A 24483-nucleotide genomic window follows, 5' to 3' on the forward strand; every position below is an offset into this window, starting at 1 on the left:
TATTCTCTGATATATACTTTTCACGCCCTAGCGGCTATCCTCATGATATACCCGCTAGGACGTGACACCCCTAGTGAAGACACTGACAAATAACAACGTAAGAACGAAGAAGGAAAAAGCGAATAGGTATATTTAGCATGAGTTCTCTGGATAAGACAAGCTGATCCAGCTGTCAGGAGAGCATACTCATCGAGATGAAGACCTGTTTTTTGTCCGGATGGCAGTAGACAGCCCAGCAATCGAATGAATCGCAGCATTGGCGGGACTGGGATGGCGAGCATGTCGATCGGTGAAATATTCTTGGCTGGTCGATTATGAACTCGCGAAACGCCCGTTTGTGCAGAAAGAGTTTCTTCAAAAGAGATATGAGATGGTTCTTCATGTTTTGTGCAGTCGGGTGATGAGGTGGAATCCTTGGTCAAAGAGCAGTTAGTTGGGTGAGAGGAGCGGAAATGTAGCTATGATCCCTAAACAGCTTGCCTTGCCATCTTATGACCATTTGAGGATAGAAGTCCGATACATCTGAACGTGTTCAGTGGAATACACCTTGAACTTGCGCTAGTGCGATTGGTGGAAATGGATCAGAAGCGTCATCACGCACTTGGGCAAAGCTGGCCAGCGTTAGCCAGCACGTTCTCACTGTTCGCCCGCTGCCTGCATTTTGGCTTTCCGGTGTGGCACAAAGCGAAGCCAAAATGCAATGAATAGAAGCTGTTCGTTTAACTCCTCATCTCAATTATCAGAGAGGGTCGTTTTACAGAACATCAAGGAGACATACATGGAACAAGAGAGAAATGCACAACAATGGGATACCGATGTTCTCATCGTGGGAGCCGGCCCGGTCGGCGTCACGCTCGCCTGCGCTTTAATGGCACGAGGCGTGCAATGTCGTCTCATCGAGCAGCGAGAGGAGCCGTATACCATTGTGCGGGCTCATGCTCTGCAACCTCGAACAATGGAACTGTTCGATCGCATGGGTATTATTGAACGCGTGTTAAGACAGGGTCGTGAGGTGCCTCCCTGGTATCTCTACGACGGCGACCGGCGTATTGGAGAAATGGCCTTTGCCCCCCTCAAGCATGAACCCTACCCAGCTATGTGGTTTATTCAGCAACCTACCGTCGAGCGGCTTCTGAGAGAGCACTTGCAGGAGCTGGGCGGGACAGTCGAGTATCGTCAGCAGCTCGTGCAACTGCGTCAGGAGGAAGATGGGGTCATTGCGACTGTTGCGACTCCTGATACCACAACAGAGGTACGTGCCCATTATGTTGTCGGCTGCGATGGGGGACGGAGTACCACACGCCATCTGCTTGGTCTTCCCTTTGAGGGCAAGACGCTGCCTGGACTGATGCTGATTGCCGAAGTCGATATGGATTGGGACCGCAGCCGGGATGGAGCGGCACACATCTGGGTGCATGCCGATGGTTTGTTCTCGGCGACCTTCATTGAGGAGGTGGGGAAGTGGCAGTTGGTTGTCGCCGCGCCGAAGATGAGCCAGGAGCAGGAGACAGAACCGTCACTCGCTCTCTTTCAACACTTGTTTGAGCAGCGAACAGGGGAGGCTCACACTCGTATGAGCAATCCCAGTTGGATGTCGATGTTTGTGTTGAACCAACGCCTGGCAACCCACTATCGAATGGAGCGCGTCTTTCTCGCTGGTGATGCTGCCCATATCCATAGCCCCGCTGGTGGGCTAGGGATGAATACTGGTATTCAAGATGCCTATAACCTGGCCTGGAAGCTGGCGCTGGTGCTAGAGGGCAAGGCTACCCCCTCCCTGCTGGATACCTACGAGCAGGAGCGACGACCCATTGGGGAAGCGCTCTTACGCGATACGGAGACCAATACTGGCGTGTTGCTGGGAGGGAATGCGGCTCTGCGTTTGCTTCGTGATCGTCTGGTGCTGCCCTTGATGGGTCTTCCCCTGCTGCAGCGCAAGGCCACGCAGCGAGGGGCGCAGTTAGATCTCACCTATCGCACCTCTTCGCTCTCCCGTTCTGACGACACAACAGCACAAGAGCCCCTGTTCTCGTCCGAGCACCTCCGGACGCAATGGGATAGGCTCGCATTTCGTTCCGCGCCACAGGCGGGAGATCGAGCGCCAGATATAGCGTATCTGCGGACAGCTGAACAGCATGCGACCAGCCTCTTCCAACAGATGCGAGGAACCCGCTGGCATCTGCTGCTCTTTGGCGGAGAAGTATCTGAGCGTAGCAAAAGCACCATCCTGACGCTGCTCGATGAGGCACAGCATGTCAAGATGCATCTGGGCAGCGTTGGCGAAGAGATCAAACCGCTGCTCATTCTCAATAGCGGGCTGCCAATACAAGGCCTTGATGAGAGTATCGAGATCTTGTTTGACCCTGAGGGGGAAGCACATAGGCGCTATGGAGCACGGGGGCAAGCACTCTACCTGGTTCGACCGGATGGCTATATTGGATTTCGCAGCCTGCTTCCTGGGGAAGAGACACTACTCGATTACCTGGATTCTATTTTTGTGCGTACACGGACACATTGAGCCAAGCACGAGGGAAACTATGCGGCTCGCAAGTGATAGACAGCTTCCGCGCAAGGTTGGGCGACCTCACAGTTCGCAGGCACGGCACGGGCCGGAGTGAGAAAGACGACGATCTTACCATGTTGCTCCAGAGGATGCTTCCGGTCGGGGAAACCAGCCACAGATTGGGAATGTGATGCTGCATATGGTGAGCGTGATATGCACTGTGAGAGCTGCCCTCCTCCTCGGGATCTCTCGCTCGACGGTTTTCCACCGTGTGGAGGAAAGCAGGAATACACCAGAAACCCGGTCTTGGCGAAATCCTCGGGAACGTTTTACCGCTTGCTCGCCCTTAGCGGAAGCTATGGGGGAATGTACATCGCAACTCCGAATTGGATTTCTTTTTGACTCTCTATCTTTCTAAAGGAATAATAGAGCATGACTCAGACAAAGAGACAAAATGCACCATTGCACACGCATATGATCCAACATATTGCCCCTCCAATAGGGGATCTCTACACCGTTGAGGGGCGGCGCTTGCTGCTCTCCCGCTCAGGGACTGGAGGTCCGGCGGTCGTGTTTCTGCCCGGTGCGGGCATGGTTGGTCTTGACTTCTTGAATATTCATCACCAGATCTCGCCATTCACCATGTCAGTCATCTACGACCGTGGGAGAACAGGCTGGAGCGATCAGGTGCCCCTGCCGAGAACCACCACTGAGGTCGTCGATGAGCTCCACACGTTGCTACAGGTTGCCAACATATCGGCTCCCTATCTCCTCGTTGGTCACTCTCTGGGCGGATTCTATGCTCGTCGGTACACACAACGCTTCCCCAATGAGGTGGTGGGCCTGCTCCTATTAGAACCCGGCCATGAGGACTTCAATGCCTTTATGCCGAAGCAAACCGTGCTCGACCAGCTCCGAGGGTTCTTGGCAACCCTTTGCTTGCTCCCTCGTATCAAGCCATTTTATCGTAACCTGTATCGTCAGATGTTTGCAGCATGGCCGGAGCAGGTTCGTGAACCACTGATCGACTGGCACATGCGATCCCTGACGAAAACCTTTCAGGAATGGCCTGCTACAGATAGAACGGATACGGGCAAGCTCTCGACCGAGTTGCGCAATGGCGGACCCATCCCGGACATCCCCATGATCGTCCTGCATGCCCTCGGCCTCGATCCGTCCATGGAGGCAACTATGTCCAGATCATTCTTACTGAAGATCAATGACGGGAAACTCGCTCTCTACACGGCGCTCGCCGCATCGGTTTCGCATGGGGAATACCGAGGACTCAAACATGCTGGACACTCGTTCATGCACATTGACCGCTCGGATGCCGTCATACAAGCGATCCGGGACCTGCTTGACAGTATTTCGAGAGAGAGCTACAAGCGCTGAGAAGTTGCTCCCTGAGATGCACACAGGTATTTAAGGCGCCTATAACCTGGCCTGGAAGCTGGCGCTGGTGCTAGAGGGAAGCAGTCCCCTTCCCTGCCGGATACCTACGAGCAGGAACGACGGCCCATTGGAGAGGCGCTCTTGCGCGATACGGAGACCAATGCTAGCGTGTTGCTGGGAGGGAATGCGGCTCTGCGTTTGCTTCATGGTCATCTGGTGCTGCCCTTGATGGGTCTTCCCCTACTACAGCGCAAGGCCACACAGCGGGGGACACAGTTAGATCTCACCTATCGCACCTCTTCGCTCTCCCATTCTGACGACATAGCAGCACAAGAGCCCCTGTTCTCGTCTGAGCACATCTGGGCACGATGGGATAAGCTCGTGTTACACTTCACTTCACAAGCGGGATATCGAGCGTCAAGAAATGTTAGATCCATTGGAAGTGCGAGTGCTAGAGTAGGGGCCAAGGTTCATGCTCTTTTCTTGCCCACGACGTGACAACCTCTTGCGCTTATAGGCGGTTCGTTTTTGACGATCCGCGCAGTCGCTCGTCAGGTGATGCCTGCTTTGGGCCGCACGTTTTGGGAGATATCAACGCGAGGATCGATGTTCCTCGACCAAGCACACCAACACAATGATGCCAACCATCCCCAGGCAGGTCCGGTCGTTCTGGCTTCCCGAATGTGTGTTTGAAGGGAAGCAAGCGTCGCTGCCCTCTAAGACGTGTTTGCTGCTGTAGTGGAGATATTGGCATGCTGCTCGAGCAAGGGCACATGCATACGAGAAGGTGAGCACGCGCAGGCTTGCAGGTGCATCTTGCTTCTGCTATACTCCCCCCATGTTGGGGAGTTGGGGAGGAGATCCGTTGTGGACATGGAAGGAGTCTATGCCCAAGCTACCAGCTCATGTGCTGCTCTGGTCTACAGAGCACCATCTCTATTTTTTAGATACGCCAAACCATCCATCGCAGCTCATCATTCCTGAAAACGAGGAAGCGTGGCGTGCCTGGTTAATGACCCATTCTTCCTTTTCCTTCCAAGGCCAACATGGGCACCTGAACGTGCTCAAAGAGTTCCGGGCTCGTGGAACTGGCTACTGGTATGCCTATCGCACCAGCTCTGGCCGGAACAGAAAGCGCTATCTTGGAACAAGTACAACGCTGACACTGGAGCGCTTAGAGGAGATAGCACAGGCGCTGCAGGAAAGCGAACAGAGACCTCTTCCAACACCCACCCACGCGCCTCCCTCGATTCCTTATTTGCAGAGCCAGTCTGCTGAGAAAGACGTTCCTTTCAGCCAGGGAGAACAGGGGCGTATCGACACCGAGGCACGCGTGATGATGGCGATAACCAGGCTTGCTCCTCCCCGTTTGCCAGCCACACTTGTCAACCGGGAACGTCTCCTCTCCATCCTGGAGAGCGCCCTCACTCGCCCGTTGACCATACTGTCTGCCTCCGCAGGCTGGGGAAAGACGACCCTGCTCTCAACATGGGCCCACAGCCATCAAGAGGCCGTGGCCTGGCTCTCGTTGGAACCCTTGGACAATGATCCGATGCGCTTTTGGATCTCGATCATTGCAGCACTTCGTCGATGTCGTCCGGAAATTGGAGCGCGTGCGCTCGCCCTCCTGCACAGTCCTGAGTCGCTTTCTCTGAGTGTAACAACGTTGCTCAATGAACTGGCTGACCAGCATGCTGAAACCACCTCGCCCATCTTGCTGATCCTGGATGATTATCATGTGATCGACGAGTCCATGATTCATGCGTCCCTGACCTTCTGGTTGGAGCATCTGCCTCCCTATGTGCATCTCTTGCTTGCTAGTCGGATTGATCCAGACCTCCCCTTGCCCGCCTTCGTGCGCGTGGTCATCTGGAAGAGATCCGCGATACCGATCTGCGCTTTACGCGGGAAGAAACGCACTCTTTTCTCACTCAACGTGTGGGACTCATTCTCTCAGAGGCCGATATCGCGTTGCTGGAAACGCGCACTGAGGGCTGGATTGCCGGACTCCAACTCGCCGCCCTCGTGCTCAAAAAAAGCCCTGATCCTTCCGTCTATGTGCGGACACTAAGTGGGAGCCAGCGCTTCCTGCTCGATTACTTGTGCGAAGAAGTGCTTGCGAGTCTGCCTGAAGCGCTACAGGATTTCTTGCTGAAGACAAGCGTGCTCGACCGTTTGAGCGCCTCGCTTTGCGATGCTATCAGGGGCAAAGAGGATAGTGATCGCTTCCTTGCCCAGGTGGAACGTGCCAATCTCTTCTTGCTGCCCATGGATGAGAGTCGGCAGTGGTACCGCTATCACATGCTCTGGGCGCAAGCCATGCAGCACGAAGCCCGACGCCGCCTGGGAGCTGCCACCGTACGTTCGCTGTACAGAAAAGCCAGTGAGTGGTATGAGCACCAGCACATGCTCCCGGAAGCGATTGAAGCAGCGCTGGCTGGGGAAGATTTTGCGCGCGCTACCACACTGATCGAGCGTTTTGTCCTCCCGCAGAGCTTTCGCAATGCGTATCAGAATTTGTCTCAGTGGCTGAGACAACTGCCTGAGGAAATCGTGCAAACCCAACCAGACCTCTGTTTGCTGGCTGTCCTCGCGTTGACGTTTACGACTGATCGGCGTTCGCCTGCTACCTGGAAACAGGTCGAACGGCTTCTTCAGTGGGCGAGGCAGGGCTTTGAGGCAACAGAGCAGTGGGAAAAACTGGGAGAAGCACTGCAACTGCACGCCGAGCTGGCCTTTTTTCAGGGCGATCTCGGCAATGTGTTGGCGCTGGCTCGTCAGGCCCAACCGCTGCTTTCCGAACACAGTTTGCTGTATACAGACAATGTTGGGATGAGCGGATTAGAAGCCTTTCTGGCAGGCGAGATGGAGGTAGCCTGTCAGCACTTTCTTGAAGGATACCGGAGAGCGAAAAGTCTCAGTTTGCTCTCCTCGGTGATCTATGCGTCCCTTCTGTTGGGCTCAGTATGCCTGGAACAGAACAGGTTGCGCAGGGCCTCACACTACTACCATCAAGCCCTTGCTTATATTGATGTAGATCAAGATATTGTTCGACAGCAATTGTTGCTGGAAACAGGAAGCACAGAACCATTCTTCTTTTCCTGGGCGTATCATTGTCTGGCGCAACTTTCGTATGAATGCAATGCGCTTTCCAACACTCAGCGTTATCTGTCGGCAGCGCTGGCACTCCGAGACAAGCCAGAGGCAGAGATCCACGTTCTGGCGTCGGGCGCACTTATCCAGGCTCGCCTGTTGCAAGCGTGTGGCGAGACCACTCAGGCTCTGGATCTTCTCTTGCGCTGGGAGACGCATACTCGCTTCCCCTGGTCTCTGAGAGCGATTCGCACCTGCCGTGCACGATTGCAACTGGCACATCGCGATCTGTCGGCGGTCGAACAATGGGCACAAGAAAAGGAACACGCTTTCGATCCCCGCACGCTCAACCAGGAGCAAGACCTTCCACTGTTGCAACAACAAGAGGAAGCACTGCTCCTCGCGCGTTTGCGCCTTGCGCAACAGAAAGGGGAAACCGTATTGAACGAGTTGGCCCCTTGGAAAGAGAAAGCCCGGGCTCAAGGGCGCAGACGCAGCGTGCTGGAAATTCAGCTTCTGGAGGCTCTGGCCCACGTTGCCTGCCACAAACCTGTACAGGCCAAAGGCTCTCTTACAGAGGCGTTGAGGCTGGCGCAACCTGAAAATTTTCAGCGTGTCTTTCTCGATGAAGGCCCAGCGATGCACTCCCTGCTCAAAACAGTGCTGCCAGAGCTCCACGAGGCGTCCCTGATCGCCTTTGTACGAATCCTCCTGCGCGCCTTTGCCCAGGAGCCTGGTACCCGATCTGCCGAGGAGACTGCTCCTCTTCGAGGGGAGTCGCTGTTTCTGGAACCACTGAGCGATCAGGAACAACGAGTCTTCCATTTGCTGGTCGCTGGGCGCTCCAACCCAGAGATTGCGCGTGAATTGGTGATCTCAGTCAATACCGTGAAAACGCATGTCCAGAATCTCTATCGCAAGCTGGGTGTTCGTAACCGAATCGAAGCCAGCGAGGTCGCGCGGCGCTGGTCTCTGCTCTCCTCTTCCTGATCCTCTTGCCTTTTCCCCTCACCCACGTAGAATCATTCCATAAGGTGAGGGCAACTCACCCCTTTGTGCTCTATACTCCAAGCATCCACGCACGAAGGAAGGAGGCGCTCACGATACGTTATCGCATGTGGATCAAAGGACACCTGGACCCCTCCTGGCAAGAATGGTTCGAAGATCTTCAGATTGCTCCTCATGGTCCTGATACAACTGCGCTGTACGGATCATTGGTTGATCAAGCAGCACTCTACCGGGTGCTCCTTAAAATTCGCAGTCTTGGCCTCGTCTTGCTCTCCCTGGAGGCAGACGAATTCCCGTCAACCCAAGAGGAGCAATGATACTTTCGCGCAATACGAAGACCAAAAAGAGCATCCCTTGAGCATTGGAAGACATTCTGCTAAAACCACAAGGAGAGTATTGATGTACACTTATGCAGGCAAGATGGCGTTGATTACAGGCGCGTCATCGGGCATTGGAGAAGCCTTCGCTCATGCATTGGCAGCGCGTGGAATGCATGTCATTCTCGTCGCACGCACCGAAACGCGCCTCCGCGACCTCGCGCAGAAGCTCACCTTTACTTATGGAGTGCGAGCCGAGGTTATTTCCGCTGATTTGAGTCAGGAGAATGCTGCATCCGCGATTGCGCACGAAGTGCAGGCACGTGGGCTCGTGGTTGATATGCTGATCAACAATGCGGGTTTTGGCTCCTATGGGCATTTTACAGACGTGGACTCGCAACGGCATCACGCGCAGGTCATGGTCAACGTGGCGAGTGTCGTTGACATGACCCGTGCCTTTCTCCCTGCCATGACTGCACGCGGCGAGGGGGCGATAATCAACCTCGCCTCAATCTCAGCCTTTGCGTCGATCCCCTATATGGCCGTCTATCCAGCCTCCAAATCCTTCGTCCTCTCGTTCTCCGAGACCTTAGCGGCGGAGTACAAGGACGACGGCGTGCGCGTGCTGGCGCTTTGCCCCGGCGAGGTCAAGACAAACTTTATACACGCCTCGGGCAACCCTTCGGCTCCAGGACCGACCATGACAACGGAGGAGGTGGTCGCGTTTGCTCTCAAGAATCTGGAGCGCGGGCGCAGTTTTGCGATTCCTGGAGCGTTTAACGTCATGATGAGCATCATCTGGCGCATGCTGCCGCGCCGTGTCTTCGCGAATGCGGTGATGAAATCGCTGAAATCCAATCCCCCCTCGTTGAGGACAAACACGAGCAGCAACCATGTCTCTGCCTCGTGATCAGTCAGACTCCTCCCTCCGCAGACATGTACCTGGCAAACGAAGTTTGAGAGGGTACGAAGAGGGAAGGAATACGGAGGAGAGCAATGTTCGAGCAAAAGTGCAGGGAAATGGGAGAAAATAACATATGACAGCATGGGAAAGTTTTTTTGTGACTGCGGGAGGGGCTGCGGCGGTTCTGGCTGGGCTGATTTTTGTCGGCATCTCGATCAATTTACAAAAATTGCTGGAGAGAACCATTGTCTCACGAGGAGCCTGGGTGAGCCTGTTGACGTTGATAGAGGTGCTCATCGTCTCCTTATTCATGCTCATCCCTGAGCAGCCGCTGGTGGCGCTAGGGGCCGAAATCGGGGGAATCGGCCTGATCTGTTGGATCGTCATGAGCGTCGTGACTATGCATCAGTTCAAGCACGCACATAAGGATGGTTTTTTTGAGGGTCAGACATGGTATGGCATACTTGGCATGCTTCTGCTGAGTCAACTCATCACAGTGCCATTTATCGTTGGAGGCGTCCTGCTACTGCTCAATAAAGAGAGCGGGATCTATTGGACCTTGCCCGGGATTTTGTCTGCGTTGCCCTACTCGCTCTATATGGGATGGGTCTTGACGGTTGAGGTGAATCGATAGGATGAGTTCGGTTCAGGCGAGGGCTTTTCCTGGCAAACGTTTCTTTCTTGAAGACCAATGCCCGCCATGAGAACCACGGGCATGCATCTCAGCAAACGAATCGCTCTGTTTATTTTGATCAATGCAAGTCATTTGCAATTAGTGGTGGGGTCTGATCGGGTAGCGTTGTCTCAAAATTTGCAAATGACTTGCATTAAGAGACCTTTTCCAGTGAAGCCTGTCCACTCCAGAATGGAAAGAGATGAAACAGCACTGGCAATATACAACAGTTGGCCCAATGGCTTTCGGGTGGTAGTGTCAGAACTGAGAACACAGAAACTCATAAGGAGTCCTGAGAATCTACTCCTTGTGTGTTTCTCACTATGAGGCGACTTGTATGAACGCTTTCAAGGCAGCAAGGCGTCGGAGGAAGGCTTGTCGTTGTTGTATGAGTGAGATAACTGCTTTTATAGGAGAGCGGGAACAGAAATAGTGCCGTCATTCATCAAAGGCAGAACAGAATTGGGCTGCTGATTCGAAGTTTCCGAAGTCACGCATGGGATAATAACGTTGCTTGATTCCTCGATGGCCTTGCTCCAACCGATTCTGCAAAGACTTGTGTGTTCAATGCTGGATGTTGCTGCTCATCATCTCACGTATGGCCCGCAGATAGGGCGTATGGCCGTCCATCGTCACTTGATTGGGAACATGGCCAACGACAACAACAGCCTGATGGAAAAACTGCTGAGCTGCCTCCATGTTCCTCTTCTCGCTCAGCCGAAAATCAACCAGATGGCCATCAGCATCGATGGCCCGATACAAGTAACACCACTTTCCAAGCGCCTTAAGATACGTTTCGTCGACATATCAGGATGTTCCCGCCTGTCCACGTCGCCGGGTTCGTACCTGCTCTGCGATCAGTGGAGCAAACCGTGTTTCCCAATCTCGGATGGCTTCGCGGCAAGATACGCGCACTCGAAGCATCGCTCACGCTGACAATGAAACTCCTCGATGATCTTGAGCAGCAGCCTGATGAATCGGCCTTTCTCGCCACGCTCACAGACACGACACACACGCGCCCTTCAGAGGAACGCCTCCAGGGCCTCGACGCCCCCGTGACCGCGCTGCTGGGTTCAGCGGAAGCCTCACAGCGTGCCCTGGCGCAGTTTGAAGCTCAGCTCCCTGAATTCCATGCACACCTCAGCAATGCCGCAGGCTGGTTTGAGGTCTTCTTTGTGTCCAAACGGACCTTCACGCTCCCCATGCACGCCTTCCTCAAGGCCCTAAATCGCCAAGACGAGCAGCAGAAGCCCATCCCTGAGTCAGTGGCCCAGGCCCGCCCTGCCGAGGTCGTCCCCCTCCTCCTGCAAGGCGTCTCACCCACCGCTCTCCCGCGCCAGTATCATGACGTGATCTTCCAGACCGTCAAGCTGGGGCCCTACGTCCTCTATCGCCGGCGCGAGGACGCTCACACCTCCACCATCAGCCTCGGCCTCCTCCACTACTCTCCCCCCTTCCCTTTCACCCCTCCTGGCTTCTAACAGGTGCAAGAGCATGCGAGAGGAGACGAGGATGGGCAGTGGCGCACTTTGAAACAGATCTTATTCAGAGCGTGCCAGCTCCAGCCGATAGCACCAACGCGCCAGGCTGATCCTCTCACGCTCACCTTCTTCCGTCCCTGGCCACCATGTTTTCACCTGTTCTCTCACAGGCAGCACCGTTTCTTCTCCCTGCCATGCAAGGTGTTCTCTCCTCTGGGCAACGCTCTCGCCAGCGAGGCTTCCCCCCCCCAGCATGGACTCTCACTCTCATCACGAACGCTCCCAGATCACTCATCTCCACTTCAAGCCCCGTTTGACATGCCACAACCGGTCCACTTCTTCCCGATCCAGCCACATCACATCGTGTTCGGCCTCATAGATCCACCTGGCTCGTCCACTCTCCATCCATTCATGCAGCGTCTGCCGAGCGATCCCACTCTCCCTGGCTGCCTTGCCCACACTCACAAGCTGATCCACAGGCAAGTATTGCTGATAAAACTGCAACAGGGCCGCATGCAAGAGCTAACCCAGGTCCGTTGCTGCCACTGCCTTAGGTAGGACCACGCGTTCCCTTCAGCAGCCGACCCATACACGATCGCGCACACGGCATACACCTCCCGGCGCATGCCTCCCCGGACCACGACCTCCTCCTCCTTCGACCAAGCCCAACGCTGCTTGCGTTCCGGTTCCCTCGCCGCTAGATACCCTTCCACATATTCGGCAATCCATCGCAGCTGTTGTCCCAATAGGCTGGCACGAAGTGCCTCCATCCTCTCCTCTTGAGAGCGGCGCTTCGCTGGATCGCCCTGCGTAGGTTCTCCATTCCCAGGAGGACGAAGAGACCGTACGAACAGGTAAGCACGCTCATTCACCGCTTGGAGCGTACGATCAATCAAGGCTTGATGCTTCGGAGTCATACCTTCCTCCTCGCGCTCAGAGAGCGCTCCATCATGCAGGGCTGGTGGCCTCGTTGGGACCATCCTCACACCATTTCCGCATCCTTACTCGCTGGTCCTTCATAGACCTTTATGCTCACATCCCGCTTGCCAAGCCGTCTCAGACATGTCCTATCACGTCTGAGACACCCTCAAACAGCCCTTCAAGCCGCCACACGAGCCACCACAACGGCTTGTGACACCTTCGCTCCCGCTGGATTTCAAGACACATCCATCGCTGTCTCTACCTGCTCCCAACTCAGCACCAGGCCCAACTGGTCGTGCCTCACCCTCTGCTCCCTCTTACACATCTGGCACACAACCTCTCACATTTTTTTACTCACACAGGTGGCAACTCTCCTGTATCACTGCCATGGAGTGCGTCCCATCAGCCAGGCAGAACCGAACCGGCCACTCTTCTCATTTTTACACAGTGATACAGTTGGCCCACTTCGCAGCAAATGCAGATTTGCTGCGGCTCCTACCCAAGAGATTGAGCACCCACAATGAGAGATCGAAAACGATACAATCTCGTCGCTCCGTCCCATACACCCCTTGCCGCCAGACCTTCTCCATAAAAAAAGAGTAACATTGCTCAATGACCACTTTCTTCGACTCTATGTGGCTTTACAAACAAGCATCAACATCGGTATATTTACAGAGAGCGATATCTTGTACCTGCTGTTTTACCAGCAAATGATGCGCTTCTAGAATAAAAAGAAGAGGAAACAAAAGAGCACAATGCCATGGTTTCGTAGACGGAAAGAACCTTCCTCAGCACCTCTTTCTCTTAGAGAGGGAAGAGGTCAAGCTCCCGATAGCCTTCACACGACGACCGTTGGAGCACGACGGTATTATAGCGATGTTCCCTATGTCTTGCCCAAGGATCTCGAAGACGGAAACCGGCTCGATTTCCAGCATTATTTCTTTCGCCAAGCTATGCGGGGCTACTATCTTGCCCCGCTTCACCCAGAGAACGTGAACAAGATCCTCGATGTTGGATGTGGAACAGGTCGCTGGCCCATTGAGATAGCCCAACTTTTCCCTCATGCGCAAGTCATGGGAGTAGATCTAGAGCCCCTTCAGCAGCAAAATGTAGCACACATACCCAACTACCATTTTATTCGTGGCAACATCTTGCAGGGATTGCCATTCCCACACGACATGTTTGACTTTGTCCATCAGCGTCTCCTCGTCATGGGTATCCCTCTCACACAATGGACCGCCGTCATCCAAGAATTACTACGAGTCACCGCCCCGGTGGATGGATTGAACTCGTTGAGGGGGCAATACCCTCTCTCCAGCTGGGCCCTATACCCAACGCTGGTTTGACTGGGGCATGCAACTGAGCAAGCCGCACGGCATCGATCCCTCCAAAATCTCCCTTTTGGGGCAATATGCCCAGGAGGCAGGAATGCGTCATTGCCAGACAACCCCTTTCGATCTGCCAGTTGGCAAATGGGGTGGACGTCTTGGTCTGCTCCTCCAACGCGACTTTCAGGCCATCTATGAGAGCCTGCGCCCTCGCTATCAGGCTCAATTAGGAATCAGTGAGGCGATCATTGAGGAGACTCTGCCAAGCATGCTGGCAGAATGGGAACAGATGCATACCCAGTTCCGCTTCTATGTGGTAACAGGGCAACCGTAACCATTTCCAGTCTGGTGGCGAGCACACTGCGCCTATCCCATGAACCTGAGTTCGTGTGCCTCGCCGCTAGCGTGTCCCGACCCACCCACGCATATGTCTCTACGCCCTATGGCTATCGATCTACTGAATTTACCAGAAGGAAAGGGATGCGTACCCATCGCCTAATCCCCTACTCAGAAGAGTTTCTCATCCTCACCTGTCCCACCACGCGCACCAACTATGCCAAGCTTGATGCTGCATGCGGAGTCGTAGTCAATGGGTTTCGTTATTACCATCCCCTGATGCGCTTCTCCAAAGAAGCTGGCAAACCTGTCAAGGTTCGGTACGAGCCGTTTGATATGAGCAGAGCCTATGCCTTTGTGGATGGACAATGGTTGACCTGTGCTGAAGATGCCTTGCTTCAGGTCCAGGGCCGTTCTGAACGAGAATGGGGACTGATCCTGGATGAATGGCGGGAACAGCAACGGGTCCATCAGCGCAAGCGCGTCGGCATCGACAGTGCAAGGCTGGCTGCGTTTCTGGAAGACCTGCTCACCGAGGAAGCGCTGCTTTCTCAGCAACAACGCGATCTGGAAGGCGTAGCCATTCGCGAAGCGATTGTTGGTCCGACGAACAGAGCCTCTCTCGAAGCAAGCGACAGCGACCTGGAAATGGACGATGAACTTGATCTGACGACCCTTCCAACCTTAGAGGAGTATCGATAACATGGTACAATTGACCCCAGTTGCAAGAGCACGATTGGAGGCATTTAAAGCGGTCGTCGTCAAACACGCGCATCTGCAGGATGTGGATGATCAACTCTCTTTGCGGGTCGAAGAACATGCTGATGCGACCCATGTGCTGCTTTGTGGACCTGATAGCGTTGGAAAGTCGAAAGCGCTGAGTATTATCGCAGAGCGGTTTAAAGATGAGGAAACAGATCGTTTCGTCGTTCCGATTCTCCTGTTAGAGCCGATCCCGCCGGACCAGGGAGCGTACCTTCGACTCGATTACTACTGGCAAATCATCGATACGCTCAAAGAACATGTGCTGGTCAAAGAGCTGGTCGGCAGTGTGGCTCATATCATGACTGCTCCCAAACCAGCCCGCGCCAAGTTAGGCACAATTGACTGGTTCAAGATGCGCCAGGTGGCGGAACAAGCGCTTATCCGCGCACGCGTGAAAGCCGTGTTCGCTGACGAAGGACATCGCTTGATGCAAGGAGACGGAAGCCACAGCGTTGATGAGCAACTGGAATGGATGAAGTCGTTAAGCAATCGCACATCGGAGTTCCCCGCTTTGAGTATCCAACATGTCTGGCGGTGAGAGACATCAAGCCAAAGGGAGATCGGGGGAAATTTCCCTCACACCCCAAACGTATGACCGCCACTCTTAACCACGGTCTCCACTGGGTTAAGAAAGATATTACCTGGAGACTTTCTGAATGAGACAGTACAACCTTGGTTTTTATATGGAGCGTTTTTGCTCGTTCTCCAGAAGATGTTTTGAAGAGAGGCTGAAAATAGGAAACGTATGGCTACCACATTTTTACGAACAAGCGATCTAGCACAGGAACTGGACGTCCACGTCAACACCATTCGGATCTATGAAGCTTCTGGGTTCCTGTCAAACGTTCCACGCGGAACCAATGGGTATCGCCAATACCGCGCGATCCACCTGGAACAGGCGCGGCTCGCGCATCTGGCGCTGCACTGGCCATATGTAGGGAACAAACAGCACCTCATCGATCTGGTGAAAAGCGCAGCCAATGACGATCTGGGCATGGCTATGGAATTTGCCTATGAGTATCTTGCTGATGTGCGGGCCGAGCGCACCCACGCCGAGGCCGCTATTGCGTTTCTCGAACGCTGGGCAGCGGGATACGCCCTGGATGCCTCATCACATCCAATGCATATTCGCCAGGCAGCCGCGCACCTCAACGTATCCATCGATATGCTGCGCAATTGGGAGCGCAACGGATTGCTGACAGTCCCACGCGAGCCAGCGAATCAGTATCGCCTGTATGGCAGCGCCGAATTGGGACGCCTGCGCGTGATCCGTATGCTCGTCAAGTCTGGCTTCAGTCTGGCGGCTATCCTGCGTATGTTGCAGCAGGCGGACAGCGGCAACAGCAGGAACCTGCGCGATGCGCTGAACATTCCGTCTGAAGAGGATACCCATGATTATGTGGTGGTCGCCGCTGATCGCTGGCTTGCCAGTCTGTTGAAACTGGAACAACGCGCGCAGGAGATGATTGAGCTGATCGGGCGCATGATCGAGATGCTCCATACGCAATAAGCGGTCCACAAAACCATTATCCGAAACTGACCCAAAGATGGACAAGCCATATTTCGCGTTCGGTTCCTGCTTCAACGAACAACGTGCCTGGATATACCGGGTCTTACAGGATCTCCACAGGCGTGCATTCCGGTGTAACTCACCGTGCGAGGAGTAATTCTAGCAGAAACGAAGGACGAACGCAAGAGCAACAGATGTCAACGGAAAGAGCTATTTGTCTCCTCTTCAAGAAACTTGTTTTAACCCTCCATATGTACACCACCCCTTTTAGAATAAACATGTTGATTGTCGTAACATACATGCTGTTCTTCAGGGGGGTATCTCAACTTGAAAATGAACCACCTTAATCTGGCTGTCACGAATGTCCCAGCCGCCGCACAGTTTCTCGAAACGTACTTCGGGTTACGCAAGCAGGGCGGCAACCAGGGGCTGACGGTGCTCTTCGACGACGATAATCTGGTCCTCGCCTTGATGAAAGCGAGTCAGGTCAGCTATCCCAGTACGTTTCATATCGGCTTTGCTCAGGAAAGCGCGGAGTGCGTCAACGAGATCTATCAACGCTTGAAAAACGATGGGTTTGAGGTCAAGCCACCACAGCGCCGTCACGCCTGGACCTTTTATGTGCAAGCGCCAGGTGGTTTTACGGTCGAGGTCGCGAGTCGGTAGCGAGCACGCATACATTCTCTGGATCACATCGCCATGCCAGCCTTCTGGATCTGCTCCAGGAAGCGTGTGAGAGCTTCGATATCATCCATATTGTTCAAGCAGAAAAAGCGAAGGGGTCAATCATCTTCATGGAAATCACTAGAGGGGTCCATCTCTTACAGTCAACCAATGGGAGTTATGTCTATCTCATCATGGGAGAGGAACCCATCCTGATTGATACCAGTTTGCCAGGACGCGCAGCAGCGATCCTGACGGAACTGGAAACCCTCGGTCTCAAACCCACAGACCTTGCTCATATTTTCCTGACGCATCATGATGTCGATCATATGGGCAATGCAAAAGCCTTGCAGCAAGCATCTGGCGCAAAGCTGTGGGCTCCCCAGGAGGATCTGCCCTATATTCTTGGTCAGCGCAACCGGGAAGGCTTCAAACGCCTGATTCAGACCTTCGTCAAAGTAGAGGTTCCGCAGATCGACGCCACCTATGCTCCAGGGCAAAGGATCGGGGGAATAGAGGTCATTCCTACGCCGGGACACACCCCAGGGCATGTCTCCTTTCTTTCTGGTGACACGCTGTTTTGCGGAGATCTGGTCATGAGTAAGAAAGGGAAATTGCAACCCGCATCGGCATTTCTCACCTGGGACAAAGCCATCTTGAAACGTTCGCTGAGCGAAGTCAAGCACTTCTCGTTTACCTGGGTTTGCACCGCACACGGAGAACCCGTTCAACGCGGGAATCTGTGGGAAGCGCTGACTGAGCGTCTCTAGACGGAAGATGTTGTCCATTGCCCAGGATACATGGAAGTATCTCTCATACATCCATAAGCCGCTTTACAAGTCAACCAAAATGCGAGTGACTCGTAGCAGAAGCAGTTTCTGTGATGTGTTTTCTGCTACGAGTTAGGAGGAGCGGCATGGCATCGTCACATATGAGTTATGCAGGCAAAACAGATCAGCTAAAAGCGTCTTCTCGCTGTTGGGCGCCAATTTATGCAAGCAAAAAGCAAGCCGCTCCAGCAGCGATTTCTACGACCTACGCGCCATATATTACGAGAAAACTTGCTCATTTGAGCACACTTGGCAAGGTCTGAATAGATGAGATAAAATGCCATGCCATTTTTGTGGAAGAAGCTAATCTGCTGACAGCTCTTCGTAGGCCAATCGCGCCACGTTTTATGGCACAAATTGGACAATTCGGTGGGTGAGTATTCAGAAGCCTGAAGCAGCCAGCAGAGGGGAAGGAAGCCCAATTCCTCTGCTGGCTATGCCTCTTTTACCTGTTTTACCATCCACAAAGTAAAGAGATCTACACCCCGCGCGTTTCAGATGGTGGCACACATTCCTCTGACTTCTTCTCTTCGTATTTTTCAAGAAAGGTAAGTGTCTCGCGAAGCCAACTCAAGTACATTTCCTCGAAACGTTGCTCAAATTGGACGACCAGACCAAGGTAGGTATCATGAGCAGGAACCCCTCCAGTACCAGAGAGCCCGGCAAGCGGATTACCATGCGTCTGCACTTCAATCAGTGCCTGCGTCAGACGCTGCTCATGGTCAGCAATGGCCTTTCGAAAACTCTCTGCTAGTGCTCCAGGTGGTGCGCTTTGCCCAAACATGGTTCTGAGGAAAAGCTCATCACGCAATTGCGGCTTCTCAAGTTGCTGCGTGTGCCAGGCCGCTAAAGCTTCTCGGCCAGCCAGTGTGATGGTGTAACGTTTCCGAGCAGGACGTGAGGAGGAGCTTTCCATTTCCATTTCTACCCAGCCGAATGTGTGCAAGCGTTGCAACTCATGATAGATCTGACTGTAGACGACTCCAAAAAACGGAATCAGGGCGTGATCGAAGCCCCGTTTGAGATCATAGCCCGAACTTGGTCCCCACATTTCCAAGAGAGCTAACACTGCATACGTGATGGGATAAGCAGTTTTTTCTGCCATCGCATTTGTTCCTTTCTCCTCGCGTTGCTTGGTTTCTGCGCATCCTGGTGGATTGGATGGCCCCATCCTACCACATCAGAGTTATACTTGACAAGTATATTTTCCCAAGGTATATTCTTTGCAGATATATTTCTGAGGGATGTATCAAACGAGGCAAGACCTGACCGTTCTGGCCAGACGGCAGGCGGGTTCTTTTCCCAAACGATGGAGAAAGAAGGAGAAAGGTACGATGACAGAACCATTGATGCAAGCCATTCGGGTCCATAGCTATGGGGGGCCGGAGCAACTAAAATTCGAATGGATCGAACGTCCTCAACCTCAAACAGGTGAAGTGTTCGTGCGTGTTTACGCGGCAGGCGTCAATCCGCTCGATTGGAAAATCCGCCAGGGCTTGATGCAAGAGTATATGCCCAAAGCATTTCCCTACATCCCAGGTGTGGAAGTGGCGGGAGTGATCGAGGCCATTGGCCCTGGAGTTTCGGGCTTCGCGCCTGGTCAGGCTGTTTTTGGAGGGACTGAAAGGGGAGCCTACGCCGAGTATATCACCGTCAATGCCTCTTTGCTTGCAACGAAGCCAGAGACCTTGACGTTTGCTGAGGCCGCGACGATCAAGGGAGGCGCAATGGTGGCCTGGCGGGCGCTCTTTGAGCACGGTGAGCTCCAGGCAGGTCAGCATCTTTTGATTCAAGGCGCAGCAGGTGGTGTGGGGGTATTAGCGGTCCAGTTGGCCAAATGGAAAGGGGCACATGTGATTGCTACCACTTCCACAGCGAACCTCGCCTTCGTTCGTTCTCTGGGAGCCGATCAGGTGGTAGATTATACCACGACTCCGATTACCCAGGTGATCAAGGAGGTTGACATGGTCTTCGATGCAGTTGGAGGAAAAACCTTACAAGAGGATCTCGCGGTCCTCAAGCCTGGAGGCAGGCTCATTTCCATCGCTACTCCACCACCAATGGAACAAGCCGCAGAGCGCGGTGTGCAAGCGATGTTCAGTCGCGGGGAATCTTCTCTTCCCTTAGAAACGTTATTACCGCAGCTTGTTCGCTTGATCGAGAAAGGACATCTCAAAGTGACCGTTGGGAAAATCTTTGCCCTGAGCGAAGTGCAGAAGGCACACGAGCTGTCTCAGAGCGGTCATGGGCGTGGCAGAATTGTGTTACAGATTGCATAGCCAAAAAAAGAGTGAAAAACGCATGAGTGTTGAGAAAAACCCAACAACTGGCCTGACCATCGATCTTTTTGGGCCAACCATTGAGTTCCTGACTGCGCCGGAAGATGCGCAAAGCGACTTCTGTATGCTAAAAGGTATGATCCCACCAGGCGGTTTTGTTCCGCTTCACAGCCACCCTGAAACAGAGGATTTTTTCATTCTCTCTGGGAAGGTGCTGGTTCTCAGGCAGGACAATGATCGAGGCGACGAATGGATCGAGGCGACGGAGGGCGATTACGTCCATATTCCAGTCAATGTACCACACGCCTTCCGCAACATTGGAGACTTCCCGGTCATCCAATTGATTGCTACGACAAAAAGGCTGGGGCAATTCTTGCGGGAGGCGGGAAGACCAATGACGGATGCACTCCATCCGGTGACACCTGAAGACTTCGCATGCTCGGCAATGGTTGGTGCCAGATATGGTTTTTGGATCGCTACCCCCGAAGAGAACGCGACGGTTGGGATACATTTCTAGATGAGAACAGGGAAAGCAGAACCGCTTTCTCTGCTCTCACTCTTCTCGCCAGCGCTTTTTCTTTTTGTTCGTGCTCGCTCCTTGGCCACAAGTTTGTAGATTCTTTTGCTTTGTGGGCGGCAAAACAGGTAAAAGAGACATGGTCAGCAGAGGGGAAGGTGTCTAATTCCTCTGCTGGCTGCTTCAGGCTTCTGAATACTCACCCACCGAATTCCGCCCCACAAAGCAAAAGGATCTACACATTGGAGGGATCTCGTCATGAGTTTACTTGAATCGTTTTGTGATGTCGATGATTTTCTGCTCAGCTTTGCTCCGCAGTGGAGGGCGAGCCAACTGGCCGCAGGCAAGCAGCGAGCGCGCGCTGGTCACCTCTGTCCTAGTGAGGTGATGACGATTCTCGTTCATTTTCATCAGTCGCACTATCGAACGTTCAAAGCCTATTACACCGAGTATGTCCAGATGCATCTCACCAGTGAATTTCCTCAACTGGTGAGTTACACGCGCAGGGCTCATCGCCTATAGCTATCAGGATCGAAAACCGGGTTTGCATCTTGACAAACGCGCTCTCCTGGCTGCTTGATCGGCCTGGCCTAAACAGAACTCACGATTTTTTAGAAAAATGCACAGGTTTCCTCTGAAGTACCGCAAGGTATATAAAGAGAAAATACCTCGCATATTTTTAACCGCTATGGCTGAATGGCAAAACAAAGGGAGTTCGTTATTGATGGTAATGGGATGAGTCTCATTACGCCATTTTATATCTCAGTGTGGATTGGTCTTCTATAAAGATGATCATCTATGCAAAAGACCAATCCAACCAATTTGAAGCGGGAAGCTATGAGGCGAGATCCAACGATCCGTTATTCATGGTTCCACGGTAACGCTAAGAGCCATGCGGAAGCTGACAGAGGAACTGGCCGAGTTGCTTGGGTTCTCTTTACCCATGCCATCTCGGATGTAAGAAGATGCAATACGCTCTTAATAGGAGGCAAATCCCTCGTTGTGGCTTGCAGGATTAAAGAAACCCTTTTCTGTCTCAAGCCCGAAAAGCCGATTTTAGCCAAAGAGTCGTGTTGCTCTTCCTCTCCACAAATTGGGGACTTAAAGTACACGAACTGACAGAGTGGGTGGTGTTGGGATCAGCCAACCAACAAGTGGAATATTCGCTCTTACCTGAAATACTGGACAGAAACTAAAGGCTCCCGACTACAATGCCGGGAGCATGCTATCTACTCATCATGAGTAATATCAACAGTAGAGATTACGAGAAAGAAGCCTAATGACGCAAGTGCCTCTGATACGTGGTGAAAATGACCAATCCAACCAGGAAGCACAAGGCTGCCATACAGAGCCAGGCGAACACATCCCCAACAATCGCATAAATCGTCTGTCCTCCCTGTGACGGAACAGAGGCGATCATGGTTTGATGCTCTGTTGTGAAGTAATCAGTTGCTGCAAGAACACGCCCTTGATAATCAACCGTCATCGACAATCCATTGCTGGTTTGTCGTACCAACGAGTACCCATTTTCAATGGCTCGGAAGGTCGTATTATATGTTTGCCAGGGGTCAATTCCTCGCCAATCGTTTGAGGGCACCAGCATAATATCAACGCCCTTGCTCCTTCCCTGACGCATCAGATCAGGAAAATCCGCATCGAAACAGATGACACTGGCAATGGTCCCATAGGAGGTTTCGACTACAGGCACCTTCCCATCACCAGGCACATAGTCCTCCATTCCAGGAATTGGATGAGCTTTGTCGTAGATCCAGTTCACCCGACCCTGAGGGTCAAAGAGAGCTGTCCTGTTTTGCGTAATCTGGAGAGAATGCTGATAGTGGAGAACGACATACCCTATTTCCAGGTACATGCCTTCCTGCTTTGCCAGGGCCTTACCACGCTCAAGCAGCCCTGCTTCCTCTTCCGCCAATGTGGCAGCCGCCGATTCGGGCCAGACAACGATTTTTGCGCCAGCTTGTGCCTCACGTTGGCTCTGGAGCAGTAGTGGTTCGTTTATGGCAGCGATTGAGGAATGCAGGGCAGAGAAGTCAGTATCGGAGAGTTGCTCCTTTTGCATAATTTGTATGATTTTTCGCCACTCCGTTTTGCGTACGGAAAATGCTGGGCTGATGCCAGCGACACGAATGGTTGTAGCGGAGGGGGCAAAGAAGGTCAGGCGTACACTACCACCTAGCAGGACCAGTATGAGCACACAACTATAGAATACTGCGATAGTGCGTACCCTGGACCAGGAAAAATCTCGCTCCCAAATGAAGTTCCCAACGGAGGCAAACCAGGCCATGAGGAAGCTGATCCCGTAGGTACCTGTAATAGCCAGAAGTTGTAACAGCGGCACGTTGTCATGTTGAGTATAGGCAAGTGAGAGGACACTCCCGAAAGGAAGGAGTAAGGTCACAAGGTATTCACTTAGCACCTTTCCCAAAGGAAAGGCAAGTGTCGCAAGTAATGCGTTCACTGGGCTAAGTCTGGATGTAATGAGCCGATCAAGCAAGTAAGGGATACTCAGAATGATCCCTATAATGATAGCCGCGACGATGATGATCGGACTTTCCAGCATTTGCGACTGATAGAGGAAAAACGTCATGCTGACGATTGAAGTGAGTAAGGCTCCACCATATCCCAGGAGTAGATTGCTAGTACGTGTAAAACGCAAGAGAAAGAGAGGGGCAAGCCAGGCTGCTAGCGGAAGGTCCCAGCGCCCATTCGTCGCGAACAGCGAGAGGAGAACAGCCAGTACCAACCAGAGATATCTATAACGTAAGGTGGAACTCACCTGGAGTAGAGATACATGCTTTTTCATGAAATCCTTTTCCTCTTGTTAATCCTTTTTGATGACAATCAAGCCCGCTTGTGTTGAAGCGTTTACCGTTGCTTTTGGGCTGTTGCCAGTCGTATCATGTGTGAATTCGTTCTTGACTGTCCCTGTTAAGGTCGCAAAGTGGTATGTGCCATTTTTGGAGAGCCTCAGATCGATATGACCTGCATTTGTCTTGAAGTCATACATGCCACCAACTTCCAGCATGCCCTGGAAGAATATACTCCCTGTGTTACTCCTGGCTTCAACCTTCTCAGCAAGCACGGTTTGCTTCATTTCCACATTGCCCCCAGTTGTAAGCAGGAGTGAAGAGCGAGAGAGTCGAGAATGCTCAACAGTTACAGCCCCGCTCTTCGTCTGAGCATCAATGCTCCCTGTCATATCATCTATCGCAACATTTCCATTGTCTGTTCGCAGGCGCATGTGATCGGCTAGCGACATATGCTTCACTCTGACGCTCCCTGCATGTGTTTGTATATTGAGCTGGCGCAAGGCGGTATTCCTCTGAGTACCTGCAATTTCTATATTTCCATCTTTCGTAGCCACCTCTAGCTGCGTAGAAGCAGGCAATGCCAGTTCCATAACGACAGGCGCACTGCCCACAAGGAAAGGAGCGTGCGAATCAATATCGATTTCAACAGTATCACCATTCTGTTGATACTTCACCTCTTGCGTTAGACCCACCATTTGTTTTGTTATCTTGGCTTCTGTCGTAGCAGCATTGTGAACGGCAATTTGGACATTCCCTGTAGACGTATACAATTTGATATGCGGATGTGCTGTTGCGGAAAAAGCCCGAGTATCTGTCGTTGGGAAGAAGCGTATGGCACACAATATGCCAGCAAGCGCCAGAATGAGAACCAGTAGCCAGTGCCACGCCTGATGATGTTTGCGCCCTGGTAATGATTGCTGCCGGGGGAGGGCTTCTATCGGTTGAATCTTTTCTCCCGTCGGCAAAGACATATATCTCTGCTCTTCTTTCTCTGTGCTCGCATGGGATTGCTCGCGAGGATCTCTATTCGTCTCTCTCTGCTCCTCCTGACCTTTTTGATGCTCTTGAGAAGCAGATCGAGGATCTTGCTCATTCATAGTTCTGACTCCCTTTCAGGTCAATGCAAGCGTATGGC

The 24483-nt window shown here is 52.9% G+C and carries 24 protein-coding genes and 2 pseudogenes; 18 read left to right on the plus strand and 8 right to left on the minus strand.

Features of this window, described 5'->3' with window-relative positions; genetic code table 11:
• Positions 1-778: 778 nt before the first annotated feature.
• Positions 779-2518 (plus strand): FAD-dependent monooxygenase, encoded by a 1740-nt coding sequence (locus tag K3T82_RS42560; RefSeq protein WP_220199530.1) that lies wholly within the window; start codon positions 779-781, stop codon positions 2516-2518.
• A gap of 417 nt (positions 2519-2935) precedes the next feature.
• The gene (locus K3T82_RS42565) at positions 2936-3895 is read left to right on the plus strand and encodes an alpha/beta fold hydrolase (protein WP_220199531.1); all 960 of its coding nucleotides are present in this window, start codon (positions 2936-2938) and stop codon (positions 3893-3895) included.
• 39 nt (positions 3896-3934) lie between these two features.
• Here the strand turns inward: K3T82_RS42565 and K3T82_RS42570 are convergent, their stop codons facing one another.
• Together K3T82_RS42570 and K3T82_RS42575 are read right to left on the minus strand one after the other, a co-directional pair.
• Entirely contained in the window at positions 3935-4108 is a 174-nt protein-coding gene (locus K3T82_RS42570) for a hypothetical protein (protein WP_220199532.1), read from the minus strand.
• Positions 4109-4406: 298 nt separating this feature from the next.
• A complete protein-coding gene (locus tag K3T82_RS42575; protein ID WP_220199533.1) occupies positions 4407-4649 on the minus strand; it encodes a hypothetical protein in 243 nt (80 codons plus the stop codon).
• A gap of 132 nt (positions 4650-4781) precedes the next feature.
• Here K3T82_RS42575 and K3T82_RS48715 point away from each other — a divergent pair, with 132 nt between their 5' ends.
• The 5 genes from K3T82_RS48715 (at position 4782) to K3T82_RS42595 (ending at position 9851) form a co-directional block, all read left to right on the plus strand.
• A complete protein-coding gene (locus K3T82_RS48715) occupies positions 4782-5966 on the plus strand; it encodes an AAA family ATPase (protein ID WP_236031896.1) in 1185 nt (394 codons plus the stop codon).
• Positions 5867-7978, plus strand: coding sequence for a winged helix-turn-helix domain-containing protein (locus tag K3T82_RS42580; RefSeq protein ID WP_236031897.1), 2112 nt, complete (start codon positions 5867-5869; stop codon positions 7976-7978). Before K3T82_RS48715 ends, K3T82_RS42580 begins: the two co-directional genes overlap by 100 nt.
• Before the next feature lie 65 nt (positions 7979-8043).
• A complete protein-coding gene (locus tag K3T82_RS42585) occupies positions 8044-8313 on the plus strand; it encodes a hypothetical protein (protein ID WP_307811381.1) in 270 nt (89 codons plus the stop codon).
• An 82-nt stretch (positions 8314-8395) separates the two neighbouring features.
• A complete protein-coding gene (locus K3T82_RS42590; protein ID WP_220199534.1) occupies positions 8396-9223 on the plus strand; it encodes an SDR family NAD(P)-dependent oxidoreductase in 828 nt (275 codons plus the stop codon).
• A 127-nt stretch (positions 9224-9350) separates the two neighbouring features.
• Positions 9351-9851: a hypothetical protein gene (locus K3T82_RS42595; RefSeq protein ID WP_220199535.1), complete on the plus strand. Its 501-nt coding sequence runs from the start codon at positions 9351-9353 to the stop codon at positions 9849-9851.
• A gap of 360 nt (positions 9852-10211) precedes the next feature.
• On the opposite strand, the pseudogene K3T82_RS42600 reads toward K3T82_RS42595, so the two are convergent.
• Positions 10212-10799, minus strand: a pseudogene (locus tag K3T82_RS42600) (IS6 family transposase); the annotation flags it as partial.
• On the opposite strand from K3T82_RS42600, the gene K3T82_RS42605 reads away from it, so the two are divergent.
• A complete protein-coding gene (locus tag K3T82_RS42605; RefSeq protein WP_220199536.1) occupies positions 10763-11371 on the plus strand; it encodes a hypothetical protein in 609 nt (202 codons plus the stop codon). The pseudogene K3T82_RS42600 and the gene K3T82_RS42605 overlap by 37 nt on opposite strands.
• Positions 11372-11662: 291 nt before the next feature.
• Here K3T82_RS42605 and K3T82_RS42610 read toward each other — a convergent pair whose 3' ends face one another.
• Together K3T82_RS42610 and K3T82_RS42615 are read right to left on the minus strand one after the other, a co-directional pair.
• Positions 11663-11836: a hypothetical protein gene (locus K3T82_RS42610; protein ID WP_220199537.1), complete on the minus strand. Its 174-nt coding sequence runs from the start codon at positions 11834-11836 to the stop codon at positions 11663-11665.
• Complete coding sequence (locus tag K3T82_RS42615; protein ID WP_220199538.1) at positions 11833-12351, minus strand: hypothetical protein; 519 nt, start codon at positions 12349-12351, stop codon at positions 11833-11835. Before K3T82_RS42615 ends, K3T82_RS42610 begins: the two co-directional genes overlap by 4 nt.
• Positions 12352-13047: 696 nt before the next feature.
• Between K3T82_RS42615 and K3T82_RS42620 the strand changes: the two genes are divergently transcribed.
• The 7 genes from K3T82_RS42620 (at position 13048) to K3T82_RS42650 (ending at position 17664) form a co-directional block, all read left to right on the plus strand.
• The gene (locus tag K3T82_RS42620) at positions 13048-13638 is read left to right on the plus strand and encodes a class I SAM-dependent methyltransferase (RefSeq protein ID WP_220199539.1); all 591 of its coding nucleotides are present in this window, start codon (positions 13048-13050) and stop codon (positions 13636-13638) included.
• A 7-nt stretch (positions 13639-13645) separates the two neighbouring features.
• On the plus strand, positions 13646-13954 hold the full coding sequence (locus K3T82_RS42625) for a hypothetical protein (protein ID WP_220199540.1): 309 nt from the start codon (positions 13646-13648) through the stop codon (positions 13952-13954).
• A gap of 146 nt (positions 13955-14100) precedes the next feature.
• Positions 14101-14658, plus strand: a complete 558-nt coding sequence (locus K3T82_RS42630) for a Mu transposase C-terminal domain-containing protein (protein WP_236031898.1) — start codon at positions 14101-14103, stop codon at positions 14656-14658.
• Position 14659: 1 nt separating this feature from the next.
• Complete coding sequence (locus tag K3T82_RS42635) at positions 14660-15259, plus strand: hypothetical protein (protein WP_236031899.1); 600 nt, start codon at positions 14660-14662, stop codon at positions 15257-15259.
• Positions 15260-15466: 207 nt separating this feature from the next.
• Positions 15467-16231: a MerR family transcriptional regulator gene (locus K3T82_RS42640; protein ID WP_220199541.1), complete on the plus strand. Its 765-nt coding sequence runs from the start codon at positions 15467-15469 to the stop codon at positions 16229-16231.
• Between the two features lie 327 nt (positions 16232-16558).
• Complete coding sequence (locus K3T82_RS42645; RefSeq protein WP_220199542.1) at positions 16559-16897, plus strand: VOC family protein; 339 nt, start codon at positions 16559-16561, stop codon at positions 16895-16897.
• A gap of 128 nt (positions 16898-17025) precedes the next feature.
• Positions 17026-17664 carry an MBL fold metallo-hydrolase gene (locus tag K3T82_RS42650; RefSeq protein WP_220199543.1) on the plus strand — a complete coding sequence of 213 codons (639 nt, stop codon included), beginning with the start codon at positions 17026-17028 and terminating at the stop codon, positions 17662-17664.
• A 538-nt stretch (positions 17665-18202) separates the two neighbouring features.
• Here the strand turns inward: K3T82_RS42650 and K3T82_RS42655 are convergent.
• Positions 18203-18829 (minus strand): PadR family transcriptional regulator, encoded by a 627-nt coding sequence (locus tag K3T82_RS42655; protein WP_220199544.1) that lies wholly within the window; start codon positions 18827-18829, stop codon positions 18203-18205.
• Positions 18830-19058: 229 nt separating this feature from the next.
• Here K3T82_RS42655 and K3T82_RS42660 point away from each other — a divergent pair, with 229 nt between their 5' ends.
• From K3T82_RS42660 to K3T82_RS42670, 3 genes and pseudogenes are all read left to right on the plus strand, one after another.
• Entirely contained in the window at positions 19059-20003 is a 945-nt protein-coding gene (locus K3T82_RS42660; RefSeq protein WP_220199545.1) for an NADP-dependent oxidoreductase, read from the plus strand.
• Between the two features lie 22 nt (positions 20004-20025).
• Entirely contained in the window at positions 20026-20520 is a 495-nt protein-coding gene (locus K3T82_RS42665) for a cupin domain-containing protein (protein ID WP_220199546.1), read from the plus strand.
• A gap of 258 nt (positions 20521-20778) precedes the next feature.
• A pseudogene (locus K3T82_RS42670) lies at positions 20779-21024 on the plus strand (IS982 family transposase); the annotation flags it as partial.
• A gap of 772 nt (positions 21025-21796) precedes the next feature.
• Here K3T82_RS42670 and K3T82_RS42675 read toward each other — a convergent pair.
• Together K3T82_RS42675 and K3T82_RS42680 are read right to left on the minus strand one after the other, a co-directional pair.
• Positions 21797-23341 (minus strand): nitrilase-related carbon-nitrogen hydrolase, encoded by a 1545-nt coding sequence (locus K3T82_RS42675; protein ID WP_220199548.1) that lies wholly within the window; start codon positions 23339-23341, stop codon positions 21797-21799.
• A gap of 18 nt (positions 23342-23359) precedes the next feature.
• The gene (locus tag K3T82_RS42680) at positions 23360-24445 is read right to left on the minus strand and encodes a DUF4097 family beta strand repeat-containing protein (protein ID WP_220199549.1); all 1086 of its coding nucleotides are present in this window, start codon (positions 24443-24445) and stop codon (positions 23360-23362) included.
• Positions 24446-24483 lie beyond the last annotated feature (38 nt).

It is taken from the genome of Ktedonospora formicarum (assembly GCF_016587355.1).
GTDB lineage: Bacteria > Chloroflexota > Ktedonobacteria > Ktedonobacterales > Ktedonobacteraceae > Ktedonobacter > Ktedonobacter formicarum.